This is a genomic window from Robbsia andropogonis, from assembly GCF_034047095.1.
Taxonomy (GTDB): domain Bacteria; phylum Pseudomonadota; class Gammaproteobacteria; order Burkholderiales; family Burkholderiaceae; genus Robbsia; species Robbsia andropogonis.
The window spans coordinates 505,012-524,580 of record NZ_CP139170.1 but is presented as its reverse complement, the minus strand read 5'-3'; the positions used below and the strand labels follow the sequence as shown (position 1 = coordinate 524,580).

Annotated in this window: 13 protein-coding genes; 4 read left to right on the top strand and 9 right to left on the bottom strand. The window is 56.4% G+C overall.

From position 1 onward, the window contains the following. Positions 1-62: 62 nt before the first annotated feature. Positions 63-1,235 (bottom strand): methionine adenosyltransferase, encoded by a 1,173-nt coding sequence (gene metK, locus SJQ66_RS15905; RefSeq protein WP_024903419.1) that lies wholly within the window; start codon positions 1,233-1,235, stop codon positions 63-65. Positions 1,236-1,549: 314 nt separating this feature from the next. On the opposite strand from metK, the gene SJQ66_RS15900 reads away from it, so the two are divergent. Continuing rightward, positions 1,550-2,434, top strand: coding sequence for a lipid A biosynthesis lauroyl acyltransferase (locus tag SJQ66_RS15900; RefSeq protein ID WP_320534997.1), 885 nt, complete (start codon positions 1,550-1,552; stop codon positions 2,432-2,434). 58 nt (positions 2,435-2,492) lie between these two features. Here SJQ66_RS15900 and SJQ66_RS15895 read toward each other — a convergent pair whose 3' ends face one another. The 8 genes from SJQ66_RS15895 to SJQ66_RS15860 form a co-directional block, all read right to left on the bottom strand. Further along, on the bottom strand, positions 2,493-3,743 hold the full coding sequence (locus SJQ66_RS15895; RefSeq protein WP_024903421.1) for a Pvc16 family protein: 1,251 nt from the start codon (positions 3,741-3,743) through the stop codon (positions 2,493-2,495). Next, a complete protein-coding gene (locus SJQ66_RS15890; protein ID WP_320535334.1) occupies positions 3,743-4,993 on the bottom strand; it encodes a Pvc16 family protein in 1,251 nt (416 codons plus the stop codon). The genes SJQ66_RS15895 and SJQ66_RS15890 overlap by 1 nt, the downstream gene beginning before the upstream one ends. A 192-nt stretch (positions 4,994-5,185) precedes the next feature. Next, positions 5,186-7,180 carry an ATP-binding protein gene (locus SJQ66_RS15885; protein WP_407691556.1) on the bottom strand — a complete coding sequence of 665 codons (1,995 nt, stop codon included), beginning with the start codon at positions 7,178-7,180 and terminating at the stop codon, positions 5,186-5,188. Between the two features lie 441 nt (positions 7,181-7,621). Continuing rightward, a complete protein-coding gene (locus SJQ66_RS15880) occupies positions 7,622-8,794 on the bottom strand; it encodes a phage tail sheath family protein (RefSeq protein ID WP_320534995.1) in 1,173 nt (390 codons plus the stop codon). 131 nt (positions 8,795-8,925) lie between these two features. Further along, positions 8,926-9,381, bottom strand: a complete 456-nt coding sequence (locus SJQ66_RS15875) for a phage tail protein (protein ID WP_024903425.1) — start codon at positions 9,379-9,381, stop codon at positions 8,926-8,928. Positions 9,382-9,516: 135 nt separating this feature from the next. Next, complete coding sequence (locus SJQ66_RS15870) at positions 9,517-11,235, bottom strand: phage tail sheath family protein (RefSeq protein ID WP_253463578.1); 1,719 nt, start codon at positions 11,233-11,235, stop codon at positions 9,517-9,519. Between the two features lie 97 nt (positions 11,236-11,332). Further along, positions 11,333-11,785: a phage tail protein gene (locus SJQ66_RS15865; RefSeq protein ID WP_024903427.1), complete on the bottom strand. Its 453-nt coding sequence runs from the start codon at positions 11,783-11,785 to the stop codon at positions 11,333-11,335. Between the two features lie 603 nt (positions 11,786-12,388). Next, positions 12,389-16,051, bottom strand: coding sequence for a hypothetical protein (locus SJQ66_RS15860; RefSeq protein ID WP_320534994.1), 3,663 nt, complete (start codon positions 16,049-16,051; stop codon positions 12,389-12,391). Between the two features lie 268 nt (positions 16,052-16,319). Here SJQ66_RS15860 and dapF point away from each other — a divergent pair, with 268 nt between their 5' ends. From dapF to SJQ66_RS15845, 3 genes are read left to right on the top strand one after another with little or no spacing between them, the layout of a single operon-like run. Next, entirely contained in the window at positions 16,320-17,273 is a 954-nt protein-coding gene (gene dapF / locus SJQ66_RS15855; protein ID WP_024903429.1) for a diaminopimelate epimerase, read from the top strand. Between the two features lie 23 nt (positions 17,274-17,296). After that, positions 17,297-18,340 (top strand): DUF484 family protein, encoded by a 1,044-nt coding sequence (locus tag SJQ66_RS15850; RefSeq protein WP_320534993.1) that lies wholly within the window; start codon positions 17,297-17,299, stop codon positions 18,338-18,340. Next, entirely contained in the window at positions 18,324-19,547 is a 1,224-nt protein-coding gene (locus SJQ66_RS15845) for a tyrosine recombinase XerC (RefSeq protein ID WP_082102420.1), read from the top strand. The genes SJQ66_RS15850 and SJQ66_RS15845 overlap by 17 nt, the downstream gene beginning before the upstream one ends. The last annotated feature ends 22 nt before the right edge of the window (positions 19,548-19,569 follow it).

Genomic DNA, 19,569 nt, shown 5'->3' with positions numbered 1-19,569 from the left:
AGTCACATGGCGCACAAACATTCCCGCCGCCCCTGCGATGGGAACAAAACCGCATGACAAAATCAGCGCTTGGTACCTGCGGCCTCCGCCAGAGCGGCTGCCTTGTCTGTTGCTTCCCAGGTGAATTCCGGTTCTTCACGTCCAAAGTGACCATACGCGGCGGTCTTTTGATAAATCGGTCGCAGCAGGTCGAGCATCTTGACGATACCCTTTGGACGCAGATCGAAGTGCTCGCGCACCAGCTTCGTGATGATCTCGTCAGCGACCTTGCCTGTCCCAAACGTATTTACCATGACCGACGTCGGCTCAGCCACACCGATCGCGTACGATACCTGGATCAAAGCCTTCGACGCCAAGCCTGCGGCAACGATATTTTTTGCCACGTAACGGCCAGCATACGCTGCCGAGCGATCCACCTTCGACGGATCCTTTCCGGAAAACGCGCCGCCACCATGGGGCGCCGCACCACCGTATGTATCCACGATGATTTTACGGCCGGTCAAACCGCAATCGCCCTGCGGACCGCCAATGACAAAACGGCCGGTTGGATTAACCAGGAACTTTATATCGCCCTTGATCAATTCTTTCGGCATGACCGGCTTGATGATTTCTTCGATGACCGCTTCTCTCAGACGACCGAGCTCGATGTCTGGAGAGTGTTGCGTCGACAACACAACCGTATCGATGGAGTGGGGCTTGCCGTCGACATAACGCACGGTAACCTGCGACTTTGCATCCGGGCGGAGCCAGTTCAGCCGACCATCGCGACGCAGGTCCGCCTGGCGCTCGACCAAACGATGCGATAGATAAATCGGCAAAGGCATCAGTTCCGGGGTTTCATCACATGCATAGCCGAACATCAAGCCTTGGTCGCCCGCGCCTTGATCAAGGTTATTGTCGTGCGCCCGGTCCACGCCCTGGGCAATATCCGGGGATTGCTTGTCGTACGCAACCAACACCGCGCAGCCTTTGTAGTCAATACCGAAATCGGTATTGTCGTAACCAATCTTTCGGATCGTATCGCGGGCAATCTGGATGTAGTCAATATTAGCCGTGGTGGTAATTTCGCCGGCAAGGACCACCAAACCAGTGTTACACAGCGTTTCCGCAGCAACGCGTGCGTATTTATCCTGTGCAAGGATGCCATCCAGGATCGCATCGGATATCTGGTCGGCAACTTTGTCGGGATGACCTTCAGAGACGGATTCGGAAGTAAACAGATAATCGTTTGACACTTTGCAACGCTCCATAAAGCATTAATCGGTTACGAGAGGACATTTGGTGCATCACGTAGCCGACTTTTTTACTTTACGAGAGAGCTAAATCCTCGTGAGGCTGCAAAGCGGCGACGCTTTAGCGGTTTTTTCGCGATCCGTGGGATGCCGACAATATGACATTGCTCGACCCCATGGACCGCCTTCGCCCCGCAAGTTGTCCGTTAACTCGGCGAAGATGGTGTTAGGCATTATTATAGCGACTTTGCTTTTTCTGCGCTCGATCCGGCTGACTTAATTATCCCGCAGGCCGGACGGTCACCAATTTTGCCACTATGTTTACACGCCTTGGCACTTCATTCGCGATCGGATTGCTTCGCTTTCTCGCCGTATTGCCATATGGCCTCGTCGCCCGATTTGGCGCTGGACTGGGGACTTTGCTGTACCTGATCCCGAGCCGCCGGCGTCAAGTCGTTCACATCAACCTTAAATTGTGCTTCCCGGAGTGGGATGACGCTCACCGGGAACGTATCGCGCGGCAAACTTTTCAGCATGCCATCCGAAGCTATATCGAGCGGAGCGTGCAGTGGTTCGGCAGTGCACGCAAACTGGAGAAATTAATTCAGATTGACAGCGCCATCGATTTGGCCAATCCCGACATGCCACCGACGATTTTTTTAGGGATGCACTTCGTCGGAATCGAGGCTGGTTCGATTTTCCTCAATCACGCGCTTAATCGCCCATGCGGGGCGCTCTATCAGCCGCTCTCAAATCCAGAGGTCAATCGTATCGCCAAGGAAGCGCGCGGACGTTTCAACGCGGAAATGGTGTCACGCGCCGATAGCGCGCGTGCCGTCATGAGGATGCTCCGCGCTCGGAAGCCGGTCATGCTCGGGGCGGATATGGACTATGGCGAGCGGAATTCGGCGTTCGTACCCTTCTTTGGTGTCGAGGCGTGCACGCTCACCAGCGTGTCCCGGATGGCCAAGGCAGGCCATGCGCAGGTTTTGCCGTTTATTTGCGAGGTGTTGCCGAACTACCACGGTTACCGGCTCAAAATTTTCGCGCCGTGGCAGAATTATCCGACGGATAACGATGTAGCGGATGCCCGCCGGATGAATGCGTTCCTCGAGGAACAAATTCCCGCCATGGCCGAACAATATTACTGGGTGCACAAACGCTTCAAGACGCGCCCGCCCGGCGAGCCCGGATTTTATTAATTTGCATTCGGCCATGTGATAATACGACGCGTTTGAGATTGCGCCATAGACGTATCTCTTAACCGTCAGTATCCGTCGGCGCATCTTCGCCCTCCTCCAACCAGGCCACCACAAGTGCCACGGTTACAGCAACCTGGGATTTCGTACGGCAGGTCGCCAGCAACAGGTAGGCCAGCATCGACTCCTTATCGGGTTGCCCCTTCCTCAACCGCGCTGAACGCTCCGCCTGCGTGAGCAGGAGCCTACGAGGACGCTCGTTTTTAAAAACGGAAATGAGCTTGGTGGCAAAAAGCAACATAGCGTAATCCGCATCGTCGTTGGAATCCGTTTCCGCAACCAGCGCGTCATCCGCCATGTTGTGCGTGGGGGACGGCGTGTTGCTCTCAGCCATGTCAAGATGCAATTGACGTATTGATTGCAATAGCCTTTCAGCCAGCGGTTGGGGGTCGGCAATCTGTTCGCATCCGTCGTTCAGCGCAATTGGATCAATCGTCCTGGCTAGGGCAATAAAGGAAGTCATTAGCACAGTCAGCGAGGCAAGCATGCCGGCAAACGGCCCCTCGTCGTTACGTAAGGCATCACGGATTCGCAAAAAATCGCGCTTGTCGAAGCGCCTAGGAGCGCCCATCTTCCATCCGGCCTCGATGCCCAAACGCGCACCCACCGTCTCAAGCGCTCGCTCCCAGGCAGCAAGGAACGGTCGGTCGATGCTAACGGTGCCATCGATCTCGACAACGGGCCAGACCGGTTCTGCCGCGGCACCGACAGGAATCTCCACCGGTACGGTGACAGCGTAGCTCATGCACAGGCGAGGATTATTGCCTTTTAGCGCTTGCCAGAATTGCCCGAGTGCATCGAGATTTTCGGACTGGGGCAGTACGCGGCAGAATGCACCCGGTATTGTCTTGAGCGTTCTGTGCCGTAGCAATGCATCGAGCACGATTTGCGGAATCCGAAGTGCGGGCGAGTCGCGATCCGTCGCCACAGGGTCCAGCTCCACGCCCCCTTCATCGTTTTTTGTCCGCCAGCAGGTAATCAGATAAGAAAATCGCAGGAATATTCGGGAAGGCTTCCAGTGGGTTGTACTTCCCTCGGATTCTCGGGCCTCACCGAGACGAACATCCAAGTCCTCATGCACGTCATACAGAAATACGCTGACTTTCTGCTTTGTCACCGTAGTAGGGACGCGAAAGGTCACACAACTGTCGGAATGACACACAATTTTCTTTTCGGCTAACGCCGAATTGATAATTTCTTCCACCGCTTTCGTGACTGTCGTCAACGCCCGGCCCATCACATTGTTCGCCATCAATGGCCTCCTTCCTGGTTCAGACGCGATGCCTCACCCAACGGCACGCCCAAGCTTTGCGCCAGTGCCACGCATCCGAACAAACCAGCCAGAGCCATAACGTCAAGAGCGGATAAATACACATTGTCGGACGTGGAAACGATGTCGTTTCGCACGGTAGACCCGGCGGCTAAAGTGGGCTCGCCAATCGCCCCGTCGACGTCTGCTGGCATACGGTCAGCACGCCCCTGACACCACGCTGTCCAGGCGTGCGTCGCCAGATTCGACAATATCGGTGTAATTACCTCGGGGATATCCGCCGCCCGCAAGCCAACGCGGGTAAGCGCCCGTTTTACCGCAACATCCCAAGGCAACACGCCTTCGACATCCGAATTGCGCCATCGCACGGTGTTGGCACGGTTTTCCAAATGTCGGATAAACGTGTCGTAATCAATCGCGTCTTTCAGGGAAATAGAACGGAGACCAAGCAAGCTGTGCGCCTCAGAAGGATCACGCCATTGCTTTGCCTCCTGGGACAAAACGTCCAGCAATTGCCGTTCTGCGTCTTTGAGGGTAGTTGCAGTTTTAAACGGCAGATTACGTTTGTCACTCTGTATGTCATGAGACCCGGAATTTTTAGAAAACTCCAGTACATTCAGAATCAAGCGCGCCGTGTATTCCGCTTCAGCAGTCACTTGCGGCGTCAGGCCATTCTCCGTCATGCCCTTCAGAACGATTTGACCAACCTCGCCCGGCGTCGCCGGCTGCTGCGCGGGTGCATACGGCACGGTAATCGTCAGGCCGAACGTCAAGCGCGGATGTGAATCCTCTAACGCCTGCCAAAATTGGCCAAGGCTGAACAGTTTTTCAGAAGGTGGCAGAATGCGACAGTAGGCGTCGGGAATCAGCGGATCACCGCGCAAGCCGATCAGCGCGGTCAAAAGCGCATCGCTAATGCGCATCGCGTACGCTTCATCGGACTGGATCTGAGCATTCTCGATGCTCACGGGAAACCAACACGTGATCAAATAGCACAATCTGATTGGCCGCTTTCCCGCCGAGAGAGGATATCGCGTACGGCCAATCGGCATCGCACTATGGCGCAACGCGCTATCTTCATGAACATCGTACAAAAACAAACTAATCAGCGTGTTTTTGCCTTGTGCCTTGCTACTTGGGATTTCGAATGTATATTTAATCTCAGTATTCGTGGCGCCCGCTAGCCTATCACCGCGCCCCTCATACAAATCGCTTTTCAGTTGATCTTTCATTCGGCGTATCACGCGATCGGCGAGGCGATAACTCACTGACGACAACAAATTCTCCGATGCCCCCCCCAATGGGTCTACTTTTTCCTTTATCATTGCTCAAGCTCTCCTGTCGTTCCATCTTGTTTGCATCGTGCGCGTCTGGAAAAACTGCTTCGGATACGCAGCGCTCCCAATCCAGGCAGCATGCCGGTGCTATCTGAACCAGAGCCGTCCGAGTTTCTCGAACTCCCGAGCAATCGCCGTGAACACTACATCGCGCCCAACCGAAGGCGCGCCAGACTCCATCGACATCCATGTCGACAGTAATGCAACGTTCTTGATATTCCCGCCGACTAGATCGGTTATGTCCGCTAGCTCATCAAACGAAACCTCGTCGGACACCGTCACGCCTGCCGGCCAGGCTGACGCCCATAATCGACGGCGCGTTTCTCTATCAGGATGCTTAAACTCGATCATGAACGCTATTCGCCGAGAAAACGCCTCGTCCAAATGGTCGGGGTGATTCGTCGACATCACGATCAGACCAGGAAAGCTTTCCATTCTCTGCAATAAGTAGGAAACCTCAATATTTGCATGTCGATCATGCGCATCTTTTGTTTCCGAACGTTTACCAAATAACGCATCAGCTTCATCGAAGAAAAGCACGCCTGCATCAGCGCTCGCCAAATCAAAAATGCGCGATAGATTCTTCTCCGTCTCACCAATAAATTTATTCACCACCGTCGACAAATCGATTTTTATCAAGTCCACACCCAAATGATGCGCCAGGGCTTCCGCAGTCAATGTTTTACCCGTGCCGGAGCCGCCGTGGAACATTGCCGCAATCCCGGTTGCTCGACCAACCTTGCGCGCGAACCCTTTTGCCAACGCTGCTTCGCGCTGACGAACCGCGCATAGCAACTCCTCCACTCTCTGGCGCACGTCCACCGACAGCATGACCTCCGACAGTCCAAGACGCGGAACAATACGCTGCGCCAGCTTTCCAAAATGGCGCTGTGAACGCAAGGAAAACGCGCGCCGCAACGCGTCTGTCGTCAACGGCGTTTTCGCGCCTTCTCTTGTGTGATATAGCAATGCCTCTTGAACCGCTGGCCCGGCGGTCTGCGGCGAAGGCCTGAAACGCGCGGCCAATGACATACATGTTTCCTCGGACACCGGACAATCGCCAGCCGCCGCCGCAATCGTCCGCTCAAGCATGCGCGCGATGTCAACCACTTCTACTTGCGGCAGTGCCTCGATTTGATGTGGACGTTGTCCCAACCACACAAGGCTATCGCTAGCAGAAAGCGAAAGCGCTAGCGGTCCTGCGTATTGCTCCAAGCCTTGCGCCGCGTATTGCCAGTTGCCTGGCTTTCTGTTCTCGAGTACATCGGCATTTCGTACCCACAGCCATGCGCCGTACATTGTCGCCTCACGGCAGCATTGTTTTATCAGACGCACCAGATCGAGATCGCCCTCAGGCAATAACTCACAATCCAACGCCAGCGCACGCTGACCAGCCCTTTCGGCAGCTTTGATCCATGCCGCGCATGCGTCCTGGTGCAGGTCGCCGCGGTATACGAGTATCGGGCTTGCCTGATTGGCGTCTCTGGAAACATCCATGGCCTCGGACATACGCGCGACCATGGGGCCGTGGTGAAAATCATCGTATCTATAACGCGCAGCATCGAGCCAGCTCGCCGCCGGGTCCTGCCATGTGGATTTGCCACCTATAAGGAACGCAAAAACAGCCGGATCGCAACGCAACTCCACCGCCCAGGCAGCACTCTTCGGTGCGCTGCCCACGATGAGTTGATGCAAAAAAATGGGTGCGTCCACGCCCAGTGAAGTACGTGCGGTAATACGGGCTTCACCTTCAATACCTAACAGCGTAAGGGCCAAATCCAAGGTGGGCCATTCCAGATTTGGTTTGTCCTGCTGCGCGAAACTGAACAACGCGGCGTAACGTCTGTCGATCATCGGCATCGCGCTAAGCAACAGCAAGTTAACCTGTAACGCATCAAGCCTGAAGCGACTTACCAACTGTCCTAGCGGGGTGTCTGGGTCGATCGAACTCAGTGCGTCTTGCGACAGTACCGAACTAAAGCGATCGTGCTTCGGCGCATCCAGACCATCGCCGAGTTGTCGCGCCCAAAATGGGCAACCGTTGAGCTTGACTAACTGTTGATCGACGATATGTGGCGGCATGACCATCGTCCGCAGGCCCAACTTGTCGTCCGGCGCGGCATCCACGCGGTGTACCGCGCGCTGCAGCAGCAGATCCAGCGGTTCGATATATCGCAGTAGCGCCGCGACGTTCTCTTGATCTCGTTTTCGCCCGCCTAAAATCGGGTTGGAGGCATCAGAAAATCGTTCCGTTTTTTTTTCGGACCGTTCATCGATAGGTGGGACCGAGCACGACTCGCCATGCCCGGCTTGCGTGCGTATATTCGCCATAGTAGGCACCACAGTTTTGTGATGCCTACTACCGTGGTCTTCGGCCATTGCCTTCACTCCTCTCGTATTTCGCTTACCATGGCCGAGTGCCGTGGGAATCACGCAAACCGCGTGCCGCTGCGTCCGCAGCACGCCACATACACCGACGTGTCGTTCGATAGCGCACGTTTTCCAACGCTTTCGAGCTGAATGTCAGGACTTTTGCAGCTTTTCACTGAACCGCAGAATGATGAACTCAGCCGGACGGGCCGGTGCTACAGCGACTTCGGCAATCATTTTCCCTTGCTTGATATCGTCGTCACTCATCGTAATGCCTCGTCCGATCGAAATACGGTATGCGTCTTCCGGCTTGACGCCCATCAAACCGCCCTGCCGCCAAATCTCGTGCAGATAATTGTCAATCGAAGAACGGACCTTTTCCCACGTGGCGGATGTATTCGGCTCGAACACGGCCAGCTTCATCGCGCGTTTGATATCACGCTGCAACGCGTTGAATAGACGGCGTACTGGCACGTACTTCAGTTCGGAGGTGCTGTCAGCTACCCTGGCGCCCCATACGGTTGGTGCACCGTTACCAAAGCGACGGATGACGTTCACTGGGGTCGTATGGGTGTTCAGCTGAGCTTGATCCAGGTCGGACACGTCCCGCGCCAGACTGAGGCCTTCCACCGCGATGTTTGCCGGGGCCTTCCACACGCCGCGCTCGCCATCGACCTTTGCATAGATGCCCGCCATGACCGCGCTAGGTGGGACGAGCGCGCTCGAATCGGGACCGTATTTGAACCAGGGGTAATAGAATGCGGCGCTTTCGTTCTTTACTGGCGTCAGCCCCAACATGGTCAACTCCGAATTTATCTTTTCTCTCGTTATCGGAGCCATATCAATGGCGCCATTACCGGCATCCAGGATAACAAAGAGACCGACGGATTCTTTAAGTACGGATGTGAGTTGCCCCCCTTTCAACTCATCTCCTACGCCGGACTGCACCAAAAGCGTAACATCTGGCAAACAGGGAACAACCGCCTCAAGTTTAGAAGCCTCGCACACGTAAGCACGCCCGCCACCGTTTGCGAAATATGCTTGCAATCTCCTATACAGCAAAGACGCAAAGACAGTCCTCGCGGCAGCGGAGCCCGTCATCGCGGTGGGGAACGCACCATCCGCCAAAGTGTTCGCCCTGTGCACCACAGCCAGCCAGGATTCAACCTCGAAATACGAATCCCCACCGTCTGCGTCTTTTTTAAAATATTTAAAATCCTCACTTTTCGCCGCAAACACCGGAATTGCAGTCTCACCACTGGTAACGCTCAGTGATACGCTTTTCATTTCCTCGACGTATACGCCGGGCACCTTGTAATTGGTCATGTCTTATCTCGTCATCTCTTTAAGGTATGTCATCTTCATCGACCCAGTGCCCGAATGTCACACGGACATGCATGCAATAGCATGCATGGCATGCGCGAAACCGATCGTCGTCGCACTGGCTGCCAAAAGCCTCAGTTTGCAACCTGCACAGTCAGTCGATCGGCCATTAACGACAGCTCCGCAACGGCGATTTCGTTACTCGTCGCATCAAAGCTAGGCGCACTCAGTTTGGTTGGAAACGCATTTGCCACGTTCCACGTCACCAACACGTCCGTTCCAGTTTCATTGGTCAGGCTGACCGAAATATCCCGCTTGTCAACGCGATTCAGAGAGATGCTGTTGATCCATTCGTATAACTTCTTATCGCCCTTGAAGAGACCGCGCCGCAATGTCATGTTGATGGTTTGACGCTGCCCGGGCATACGAAACCAGCCGCCGGTACCGTCCCTGTACTCAATCGTATCGAAGGCCAGCTCCAAACCGGACACTGCGGCAAACGCCATATCCCCCAGGTCGCCTACCGTTACCTTGAATCGATAAAGTGGAATGGGGTATTGATTTTCGATATCGTCCTGCGTAGCACTCATACATCACTCCAGCTATAAAATTTCGAAAATATCCCGCTTCGATATTTCATGTCATTTTTGCTATTTATACATTCAGTATATTTAGCATGACTTATCATAAAAAAAATATTGAGAGAAAGAAAATCTTTCAATCCGTCAAATGCTTTGCATCTTCTCGCTGAAGCGCAGAACGACAAACTCTGCTGGACGCGTTGGAGCAACGGCAACTTCCGCGATCATCTGGCCCTGTTGAATCTGCGTGGCGGTCATCGTGACGCCTTCTCCAATCGAGATACGATAAGCGTCGCCTGGCTTTTCGCCCATCAATCCGCCCTGGCGCCAAATCTCATGCAAATAGTTGTCGATGGCCGAGCGCACTTTCTCCCAAGTGGCAGACGTATTGGGCTCGAACACGGCTTGTTTCATTGCCTTCTTGATGTCGCGCTCCATGGCATTGAACAGTCGCCGCACAGGGATATAGCGGAACGGAGACGCCTTTTTCCCAGTCCGTGCGCCCCAAACCAGCGGCGTGCCTGCGCCGAAGCTTCGGATAACATTGATCGGCGTCGTGTGGTCATTCAGTTTCGCTTGTTGATTGTCCGTGACGACGTATTTAGGCACGACGCCCTGAACCGCTACATTCGCCGGCGCCTTCCACACGCCTCGCTCGGCATCCACTTTCGCGTAAATGCCCGCCATCACGGCGCTGGGAGCCGTGTCGTGCTGCGAGGCCGATTTAAACCATGGATAATAGAATGCAACGTTATCGTTTTCGCCTATGTCGGTTGGTAGAACACTAGTGACGTCGCTGGAAGGCGGGACATTTCTCGCATCAAGCACACCAAAAATTCCGCTTTTCTCGGTGCAGACTCGCGCGACAACCTGTTTATTCAGGTTCGCTCCTGCCTCGACTAACAACGTTACGTCGGATAAGAGACCTACAGCTGTTCCCACGCTGTCTGCCTTGCAGACATAGGCCCTACCGCCGCCATTGACGAAGAACGCTTCCAAAGACTGCCCGAGCATGGTCTTTTTCAAATCTGCAATGCCATCCTCGGTCGCGGCGTTCAGGCCGATCGATTGGTTAAACGCGTTGATGTATTTCTGCATCAGAAATTTCGCGCTATCCAAAACCGACATTGTCTGCGCTTCAGCGAACGGCGAAAGGAATTTATGAATCTCCGCCTCCAACTTGGCGAGTTCAGACCTCTTTTCACCCTCCTCCACGGTGTCATTTTTGGCAGTTTTTAGCGACTGCCTTTCAACTGCGGCGACAACATTGCGCGCGATATATACAGGCGAGGCGAATGCTTTACCGGCAGTTAGCTCGGAAGATAGCGTTGTTGATATGAAAGTGACAATGTCAGCGTCGCCGACCATGTAATTTTTTAAGCTCCACGGATGCGATTTGGCGGCACTCACAATTTCTACCACGGTTTTGACAGAATACTTCTCTGCCGCCTCCGTCGCTGCCGCTTTAGCGAAGCTCTTGGCGTTTTCAACCGTTTCCGCCCAGCCTGCCTGCCCCAACTGGCGCGTCGCTACAAACGCAATGTACGTCTCGCCCGCCGCTGTTACCGCGTCAATTTCACGCCCCGATGCCGGGTTCCCCGCTTCCACCTTCGCCATTGCAACGCGCACCGCCGACGCATTACCGCCCGCGCGCGCGGTAACATCAAGCCAACTGTTCACCTCAAAGTAATCGATCCCCGCCCCCGCTTCTAAAAGCGTAAAGTCTTCAGTAGATGCCGCAATGACCGGGATCGCCGTTTCACCACTTGCGATTGAAAGCGACAGGTTCTTTACTTCTTCGACAAACACGCCAGGCGTCGAGTACTTATCCATATATTCCCTCAATAAAAATATTTTTTTCATCACGCGAACGCGCAACGTGGCGCACGCTTTTTCAGCGATATTACAAAGGCACACCGCATTTGCACGGCGGCAGAGGCGAAATTACTGAGGCAATGCGTCAGGGCATTGACATCGTTACCCGATCCGCCATCAAAGACATCTCAGCCACCGCAATCTCGTTACTTGTCGCATCGAAACTCGGCGCGCTGAGCTTGGTCGGAAACGCATTGGCTACGTTCCATGCCACCAATATCTCTGTTCCCACCTCGTTGGTAAGGCTGACCGAGATGTCGCGCTTTTCCACGCGATTCAGCGTGATGCTGTTAATCCAGTCGTAGAGCTTCTTATCGCCTTTGAACAACCCTCGCCGCAATGTCAAATTAATAGTTTGCCGTTGACCCGGCATCCGAAACCACCCCCCCGCACCGTCGCGATATTCGATCGTGTCGAACGCCAATTCCAGGCCGGAAACGCCTGCAAAGGCCATGTCACCAAGATCGCCGACGGTTACCTTGAAACGATACAGCGGGATAGGGTATTGGTTTTCAATGTCCATCTGCGTTGCACTCATCCGTTCTCTCCTAACAGTTTTTTCCTATTTCCCTGCCATGCAGGTATTTCTGAATCTCTTTCGCATTCAATTTGCATAACAAAATTTTCAACGTCACTCACCAATATCGGCTTTACTGCAAAAACCGCTGCGTTATCGCCATTCAATGAAGGAGCCGTAGTGCACGGAATAACAATATAGAAATCAAAGCCGGAGCGTCAGTTAACCGAAGGTTATAAGGAATGCTTTTTATTTTTGGCTGCCTCTGGAGGCACCGGCTTCGGTTGAACAACAGTCATGCCGCAGCCCGCATGCCATCTCGACCGTTCACGTAAGGAATACACGCCACCAACAAAAGCCTGCCGGAAAAGCGAGCCCCAAGCTATCGACCATTCGACCAACCTCGCCGACATGCGCCGCTGCCATTGTGTTTATTTCGGCGCATCTGATGATCTTATTTGCCTACGTCACATTACGTCGATGCAAAGACATTTAATGTATGAGGTCTGTCATGTACCGCTACGGTCGGCGTCAATTTTCGTTTGAACGACCTTTTCTGAATGATGGATTGCGATATGTCTCTGAGTCCGCTCTGCATCGACGATGCATTCCGTTTAAAGAGATTCAGCCGTCCACGATTGCGGAAGCGCCACGCTTGCCACGTGGTTGATGAGAAGCAACGCGCCACAATGCGCCATTCCGCTCGAGCGGAATTGGCGGCAAAGGGGGTCGACCAAAAGGACTCTCGTCTGGATCGACTATGAAAATGCGTCCAGGCGTAATCTCTCTCACGGCATAGTACAGACCGTCGGGCATCCACACGCGAGTGAGGTTGCCGAAAAACGGAATCGCTGAATGATCATTCCCATCAGGGGCGACGGCAGGCTTGTACGCACGCAATTGGGGATCGATGGCATCAGTGGCATCAGTAGCATCAGTAGCATCAGTGGCATCAGTGGCCTCAGTGGCATTCGTGGTAGCGATACCTGCCCGCTTAGGCAACGCCAGCAGCGCCAGCGCCGCGTGCCCGATTATCTTCAACCTCCTGCGATCAATGCCTTGAACCGCTGTCCCATTTCGGGAACCGATGTCGATCTCCGCCGCCAGCGTACGAAATTGCGTCCGTCGCCAGCCATCCAGCGCGGGAATATCGCCGGCGGCGCGCAAATCGCCGCTCAATGCCGCGGCTGACGCCCCCTGGGGTATCTGTCCCGTCACCGCCCACTGCGCGAGTAGCTCCCACGACGCGTGCGCGGCAGGTAATACACGGTCGCTGTCAACCGCACGTTTTGGTCTCGGCATGTCAAGTGGACGCAGCGGCAATACCGCTTTAGCATAAAAATTTGGCGGCCGAAAATGCGGGTCAAATCCCGCTTCCACTAGATTGGGCAGCAATTCATTGCGCACCACTGCGGCCGAAGTCGCTTCACTGATATCAAGCAGCTTGTTTGTCGCCCATGCATCGATCACCAAAACATCGTCCTTATGCGCCAGCAACCAATCGTAGAAGAATGCCTCATTCAATTCAGTCCTTAGCCGTTGGATGCGAACGTCCCGCGTCGCAAGATCGCCAAATACACTTAGCGAGGCAGGATCGTCGGCATAGACCAGCATGACGTGTGTATTTCGTGCCGGGCTTCGATCGTACAAGGCCACTTGCATCAAGTTTTCACGAAGCTTCGGCCTGACCCTCGTCAACGAACTCAACACCACATCCGCAATTTCGTTGCAATATCCAGTAAGGCAAGGCCACATGCCAGCCGCTGCTTTTTTATAAGCCACGCGTACCATCTCCGCAACTTCGAACTGTTTTTCCTGAATCGTCATGCTGTACCAACGCTCGGCCGATGGATAAAGGCCGATGAGCCGACGCCTTAACCCCAGTACCAAAGGCGTTAATTCCGCTTTGACATCCGCGTCCATCCGGTTTGCCGCAATCATCGATGTCGCTTTCAAGCCATCGAAGGTGTCGCGTAATGCCCGCCGTAATTTGCGCCGTATCTGGACTGCCATGCGTGGATTTCGCGATGAGAAAAATGGGAAGCGCTTTATATGCTTGGCATAGTGTCCAAATAAAGCAAACTCCCTTTCGAGCCCCGTTTCTCTGGAAACGTAAAGGGGAAAGGGCGATCGACTCAACGAGTCATGCCCACTGCGGTCGCGTGGCGAGCTTTGTGCGCCAAGCGATTGCTCAAAGGAAGACGGTGCGCTTGCATCCCCCCTATCCGGTTCGACTTCGTCAGTGCCTTCCGAGCGCTCCTCTACTTGCAAATAGCGCGTGGTCAGGAAATCTTCGTAACCAACCTCTCGTCGTTCCACATAAGCCGTCCATCGATGCCGGTGCACATCGAAATCGACCAAGGCGCGGCGTGGCGGCGCTCCTGCCGACGAACGGTCCGGTGCGATTACATAGAACTCGCTAATGTCGAGATCGAAGCGCAACTGGTAATAGCCGAGTTCTCCTTCTATCCAGCAAGTCCCATCGGCTAATCGTATTATTTGCATTGCGTCAGCACCAGGCAGGGCGTCGGGCACGTTGCGCGCGAAATCGGCAATCCCATATTCACCATCGATACGCCTGAGCGATGTCTCTATCCGCTTGCCATTCATTTCAATGAATTTTCGCCCCTGATACCGGATATACCCGTCGTCGCCAACGGGCGCATCGTGCGCGGCCTGAACGTCCTGCATTGCCGGTTGTTCCAGCGCCCATCGACCGGCAACCTCGCGCAATGGCAAAGGGGGAAATCGGTCTGCGGCACGCCCCGACGACTCCGCGTGCCAATGATTATCGACAACCCGCCACTCCCCTGGAAGCAGCTCCCTCACCGCGATCGCATACCCCGACAGTAAAAGATAGGTTTTGCCATTTTCAGTAAAAAACTCACCTTCGGCCCGCCCACGCGGATCTACGCCATGTGCAACGTAGTCAATCAGAGAGAACATTTCCCATTGCGGATTGGGGCCCACGCCCCTACGCATGGGGACCGATTGCACGCTGGTCCATTGCACGACCGCAGGGCGAACACTTTCGGAGATACGGCGCATGACCTGCATCTCCCTCGTGACGACGTCCGTCACATCGTCGAAGGATGATGACGGATCGTTTCGTCCGAAAGGCGCGCCTCCCCGTACGCGTTCCCCTCCATAGGACGAAGCGACGCTTGGCTCGTTCGGTTCCTCCTCATGCTCCTCATGCTCCTCATGCTCCTCATGCTCCTCATGCTCCTCATGCTCCTCATGCTCCTCATGCTCCTCATGCGCTGACTCGTCGACTTGCTCGTCGTCGAAGGGCGGTTCTTCGGCATCCGGATCATTGATCACATGCGGCTCCTCGGCACCAGCGACCGGCGCGGTCAGCAACGTCTCTCCTGGTTCGCGATAGAACAGATCCAATGATGTGATTCCCGCTTCCACGTCCGGCACGTTTGCGTTATCCCAGGTAGCCAGACCGTTGCCCTGCGTTTTCACGGGATGGACTTCCCGCGCTTTACCCGCAAGCTGTGCCGTGTATCCTTCAGCTCCAGTGGTCGTGCCTTTGCTTTTTTCATTTCCACCGGCATACAGCGGAGATGCCATTCGCTCGATGGAGGTCAGGCTGCGGCTCAAGGTATTGATGTCAATGACATCGCCGGGCAACATCGGCTTGCCTTCCAGGAGGTTGGCTGCAATGCCAAACATCTTGCAGACGCTTTGCATGCGGAAAGCATTCGTTGCCAATCCGGCGAGTTGATCCGTCATACTGCCAATCTTGCGCAGCATTTCACGGTTCGCTGGCGTGAACCGCGGATGCTCGGATACCGCGAACAGATCGTCAGCAATCTGCGCGGCGTGCGTAAAGGGCGCACTGCAAGAGCTCAGACCGCGCAACACTTCCGTCAGGCTGTACTCCGTTTGGAAGCGCCATTCTCGTGGGACTGCCTGGGAGACCACGTCCAAATACGATACGGTAGTGGTGGACGAAGGCGCTACGTCTCGATTAGCTGGAACGCGCCGCCGCACGCGCGCCAGATACGCCGCAACGGGAGCATGTGGCTGCGCTGGCGGCGCACGCCGCTCATCGGACTTACGGCATTGCTTGGACTGCACCGCGCCAATATCCCATTTCTCGCGATCAGCGGCGCGCAAGGCGTCATGCCACTGTCGATCCACCGCGCCAACACGCTGTTCGGGACTGACATCCATATCCTCCTGAGGCGGTGGTCCGCCAAATAGATGGCGCACCGTGTCAGGCCGATACGTTCGCGTCAGCGCCCCGGTGCCCGGAGAGCGTATGTTCTGATGCATGGTTGTCAGTTTCCCGCGTTGACCAACCTTGAATGTAAGGCACCACCACGAGACCCTTCATTGTGCTTGTAACGATTTAACCGAGAGGACGAGGTTTGCCGACAACGCGCCACGCCCGCAGCGTGGTTTGGCGTACAATCTCCTGAATCGGCTGTAATTTCGGCCATGCTTGCGTGGTATCGCACGTCGATGACGTTCCTATCGCACCAGGCACGCCACCGATGCAGCCCATCCCACTCGTCTTTCGCTCCTTTTTCGTCTCATCATCGTGAAACTGCCTTTCAGCAAGATGCACGGCGCCGGAAACGATTTTGTCGTTTTCGATGCGACTCACGACGCGCTATCTCTCTCCGAGGCACAAATTCGCGCCATCGCGGATCGGCATTTCGGCGTGGGCGCGGACCAGATTCTGTTCGTCGAACAACCGACCATCGATGGCGTGGATTTTCGCTATCGCATTTTCAATAGCGACGGCGGCGAAGTAGAGCATTGTGGCAACGGTGCCCGATGCTTCTATCGCTTCGTGAAAGACCATGGCCTGACGGACAAGGACCAGGTTCGCGTTCAGGTGCGGCGCGGCGTGATCGTATTGACGATGCAAGAGAATGGCGACGTGGTGGTGGACATGGGCGTGCCCGAACGCCACCCCGCCGAGGTCCCGTTCGAAATTCGGGACCTGCTGGCGCGCCCGACCGTGCACGATGTGTTGTGGCCCGTGGAGATCAATGGACGTGAGGCGGAACTGTCCGTCGTATCGATGGGTAATCCACATGCAGTGCAATTGGTGGAAGATGTCGAGGCTTGGCCCGTCGAAAAAGATGGGCCAGTCATTGAATCCCATCCACGCTTCCCTGAGCGCGTCAATGCGGGATTCATGGAGATCATAGATCGGGGCTCGATCCGGCTGCGGGTCTACGAGCGCGGTGCGGGCGAAACGCTGGCCTGTGGTACTGGGGCCTGTGCCGCCGTTGTCGCGGGCATTTCGCGAGGGCTGCTGGACAGTCCGGTTACCGTGCTTACGCACGGCGGCAGGTTGACCATCCGCTGGGAAGGTCCGAACGTCCAGAATGCCCACGTCTTCATGGCCGGACCCGCCGTCACCGTATTCCAGGGCGAGCTTGAACTTGATGTCTTCACACCCGCTCCGGACGCGCACGATGCCGTTGCGACGGCCAACGCCGATACAGATGATGCCGCGGCGTCCTCCGTGCGCGCCGACTAGTCCATGTTGAACCTGGTATGCCGATGAACGAATCAGACGTCGCCGATTTCCTGCTTGCCAATCCGCAGTTCCTTGAACGACACCCGGACGTGCTCGCTCGGCAGCAACTCGGGAATCCGCACGGCGGGCGTGTTGTTTCGCTCCCGCAACGGCAGATCGAAATTGTCCGTGAGAAGAACCGGCAGTTGGAACGACGGTTGAACGAACTGGTCCGCTATGGGCACGAAAACGACGGCTATGCGGCGCGGCTGGATCGCCTGGCCTGCCAATTACTGCTGACCGACGACGCAAACACGTTGCCGGATATCGTCCGCGACGGATTGCGTACCGGCTTCGACGTGCCGTCGGTGGCTGTGCGTATCTGGCCGGTTTTTTCGTCGCAGGCCGTCTCAAGCAGAGCCGACGCACCGGATGGCAGAACGTCCGGCACCGCTGCCCCCCGCCAGCCCATTGGCGGCACCGGCGATGCACCTGCCGCGGATGGTACCGTCACCGGTTACAGCAGTTTTCATCTGCCCGCCGGGTGGTCGGCACCGGTGGACAACACGATCCGGGCATTCGCAACCGGACTAGGCAAGCCATATTGCGGCAAGAACACCGGGTTCGCGGCGGCGGCCTGGCTCGATGCGGTGGCGCCCGCCGCACCGGCGTCGGCGCCATCGGTGCCGGCGACGAGTCCTTATCTGCAACCCGTTGTGGCGACCAGTGGCGCAATGACGGCGGATGACGCCTCGCGCCAGGCGATGGATCGGCCCCCCCCATCAGGGTCGCTTTTGCGCAGCATCGCGCCGAATGAGGCCGCGACGCAAAATGGGAGCGCCGACGCGCCGCTATCGACCCCGCCCGGCGAAGTGGCGATGGCGCCGGGTGGCATTGCGTCGATCGCGATGATTCCGCTGCGGGTGCCGAATGCCGACGGCTATGTCGACCCCGATACCGAGGCATTCGGACTGATCGTGCTTGGCTCGCCCGACCCGCAGCGCTTTCACTCGGCGATGGCGACCGATCTACTGTCCCGCATCGGCGCGCTCGCAAGCGCCGCGCTGAGCCGTGTCGACGTCCGCTGACCACGTCGACGCGACGGCGAAGGCCGAGACCGGCGCACCGCCGTGCGTCGACATTGAACCGGTAGCGCCTTTTGCCGCCGCCGCGCCGTCGGACCGGGCGGCGTTGCAAAGCTATGTGACCATGCTGGCACGCGAGCGCCAATATTCGCCACACACGCTACGGGGTTACCAGCACGCGTTGAACGCACTCGCGACGTTATCGGCCGGCAGGCTGCTCAGCACCTTGATACCAACCGATATCCGCGGCGCCGTGTCTCGTGCGCATGCCGGTGGCCTGCACCCGAGGTCAATCGCACATCTGCTGTCCGTATGGCGCGGCTTCTATAAATGGCGCGCGCTGGACGGCGACCTCCACCTCAATCCAGTCGAAGGCATCCGCGCACCCAAGCAAGCCCACACGTTGCCAAAAGCGTTGTCCGCCGATGACGCCGCGCGCCTGATGCAGGCGGTGCCGCCCCCCGGCGCGACGCGCGCCAAGCAATCCGCCACGCCGGCGGACATTGACGGCGCAACCACCATCACGACGCACGCCGGATCCAGGCCGCGGGGCGCCGAGGCCGACGCGACCCCGCGGGGCGCCAGGGCACGGCGCCCCGCCCCCGCTTCCGCCGCCACGCCCCTGGGCGACGGAAGCCCCGTGCCATCGACAGAAGACCCGCAAACGCAGGCGCGCGACCGCGCCATACTCGAACTGCTCTACTCGTCTGGCCTGCGCCTGGCGGAGTTGATCAGTCTCGATCATCAATACGCGGAAGCGCCGGGCTATCGGTCGATCAGTTGGCTCAATCTTCCCGAATCCGAAGTCATCGTGACGGGCAAGGGCGGCAAACGGCGAGCCGTGCCGGTTGGCAGCAAGGCGCTGGCAGCATTGCAAGACTGGCTGGCGGTCCGCACGCAGTGGGTCAAGGACGACGCGAACGCCCTCTTCCTGTCGGCCCGCGGCGCGCGGGTATCGCCCACGCTAGTGCGGCGCGTCGTCAAAGCCGTCGCATTGCGCGCGGGCATTCCGACGAATGTGCATCCGCACGTGTTGCGACATTCATTTGCCACGCATGTGCTGCAATCCAGCGGCGACCTTCGCGCGGTGCAGGAAATGCTCGGGCACGCGAGCATTGCCGCAACGCAGGTGTATACATCACTTGATTTTCAGTATTTAGCCAAAATATATGATGCCGCGCACCCGCGTGCACGGAAAAAACCAGACTGAAAGTCTGGTCTGCGGGGCTCGC

What these genes read in the sequence shown, in the direction of transcription:
- SJQ66_RS15880 (WP_320534995.1), bottom strand. Translation starts at nt 8,794, where the DNA reads ATGACCAATTACAAGGTGCCCGGCGTATACGTCGAGGAAATGAAAAGC.
- SJQ66_RS15875 (WP_024903425.1), bottom strand. Translation starts at nt 9,381, where the DNA reads ATGAGTGCTACGCAGGACGATATCGAAAATCAATACCCCATTCCACTT.
- SJQ66_RS15885 (WP_407691556.1), bottom strand. Translation starts at nt 7,180, where the DNA reads ATGCCGCCACATATCGTCGATCAACAGTTAGTCAAGCTCAACGGTTGC.
- SJQ66_RS15860 (WP_320534994.1), bottom strand. Translation starts at nt 16,051, where the DNA reads ATGCATCAGAACATACGCTCTCCGGGCACCGGGGCGCTGACGCGAACG.
- SJQ66_RS15890 (WP_320535334.1), bottom strand. Translation starts at nt 4,993, where the DNA reads ATGAAAGATCAACTGAAAAGCGATTTGTATGAGGGGCGCGGTGATAGG.
- SJQ66_RS15865 (WP_024903427.1), bottom strand. Translation starts at nt 11,785, where the DNA reads ATGAGTGCAACGCAGATGGACATTGAAAACCAATACCCTATCCCGCTG.
- SJQ66_RS15850 (WP_320534993.1), top strand. Translation starts at nt 17,297, where the DNA reads ATGAACGAATCAGACGTCGCCGATTTCCTGCTTGCCAATCCGCAGTTC.
- SJQ66_RS15900 (WP_320534997.1), top strand. Translation starts at nt 1,550, where the DNA reads ATGTTTACACGCCTTGGCACTTCATTCGCGATCGGATTGCTTCGCTTT.
- SJQ66_RS15870 (WP_253463578.1), bottom strand. Translation starts at nt 11,235, where the DNA reads ATGAAAAAAATATTTTTATTGAGGGAATATATGGATAAGTACTCGACG.
- SJQ66_RS15895 (WP_024903421.1), bottom strand. Translation starts at nt 3,743, where the DNA reads ATGGCGAACAATGTGATGGGCCGGGCGTTGACGACAGTCACGAAAGCG.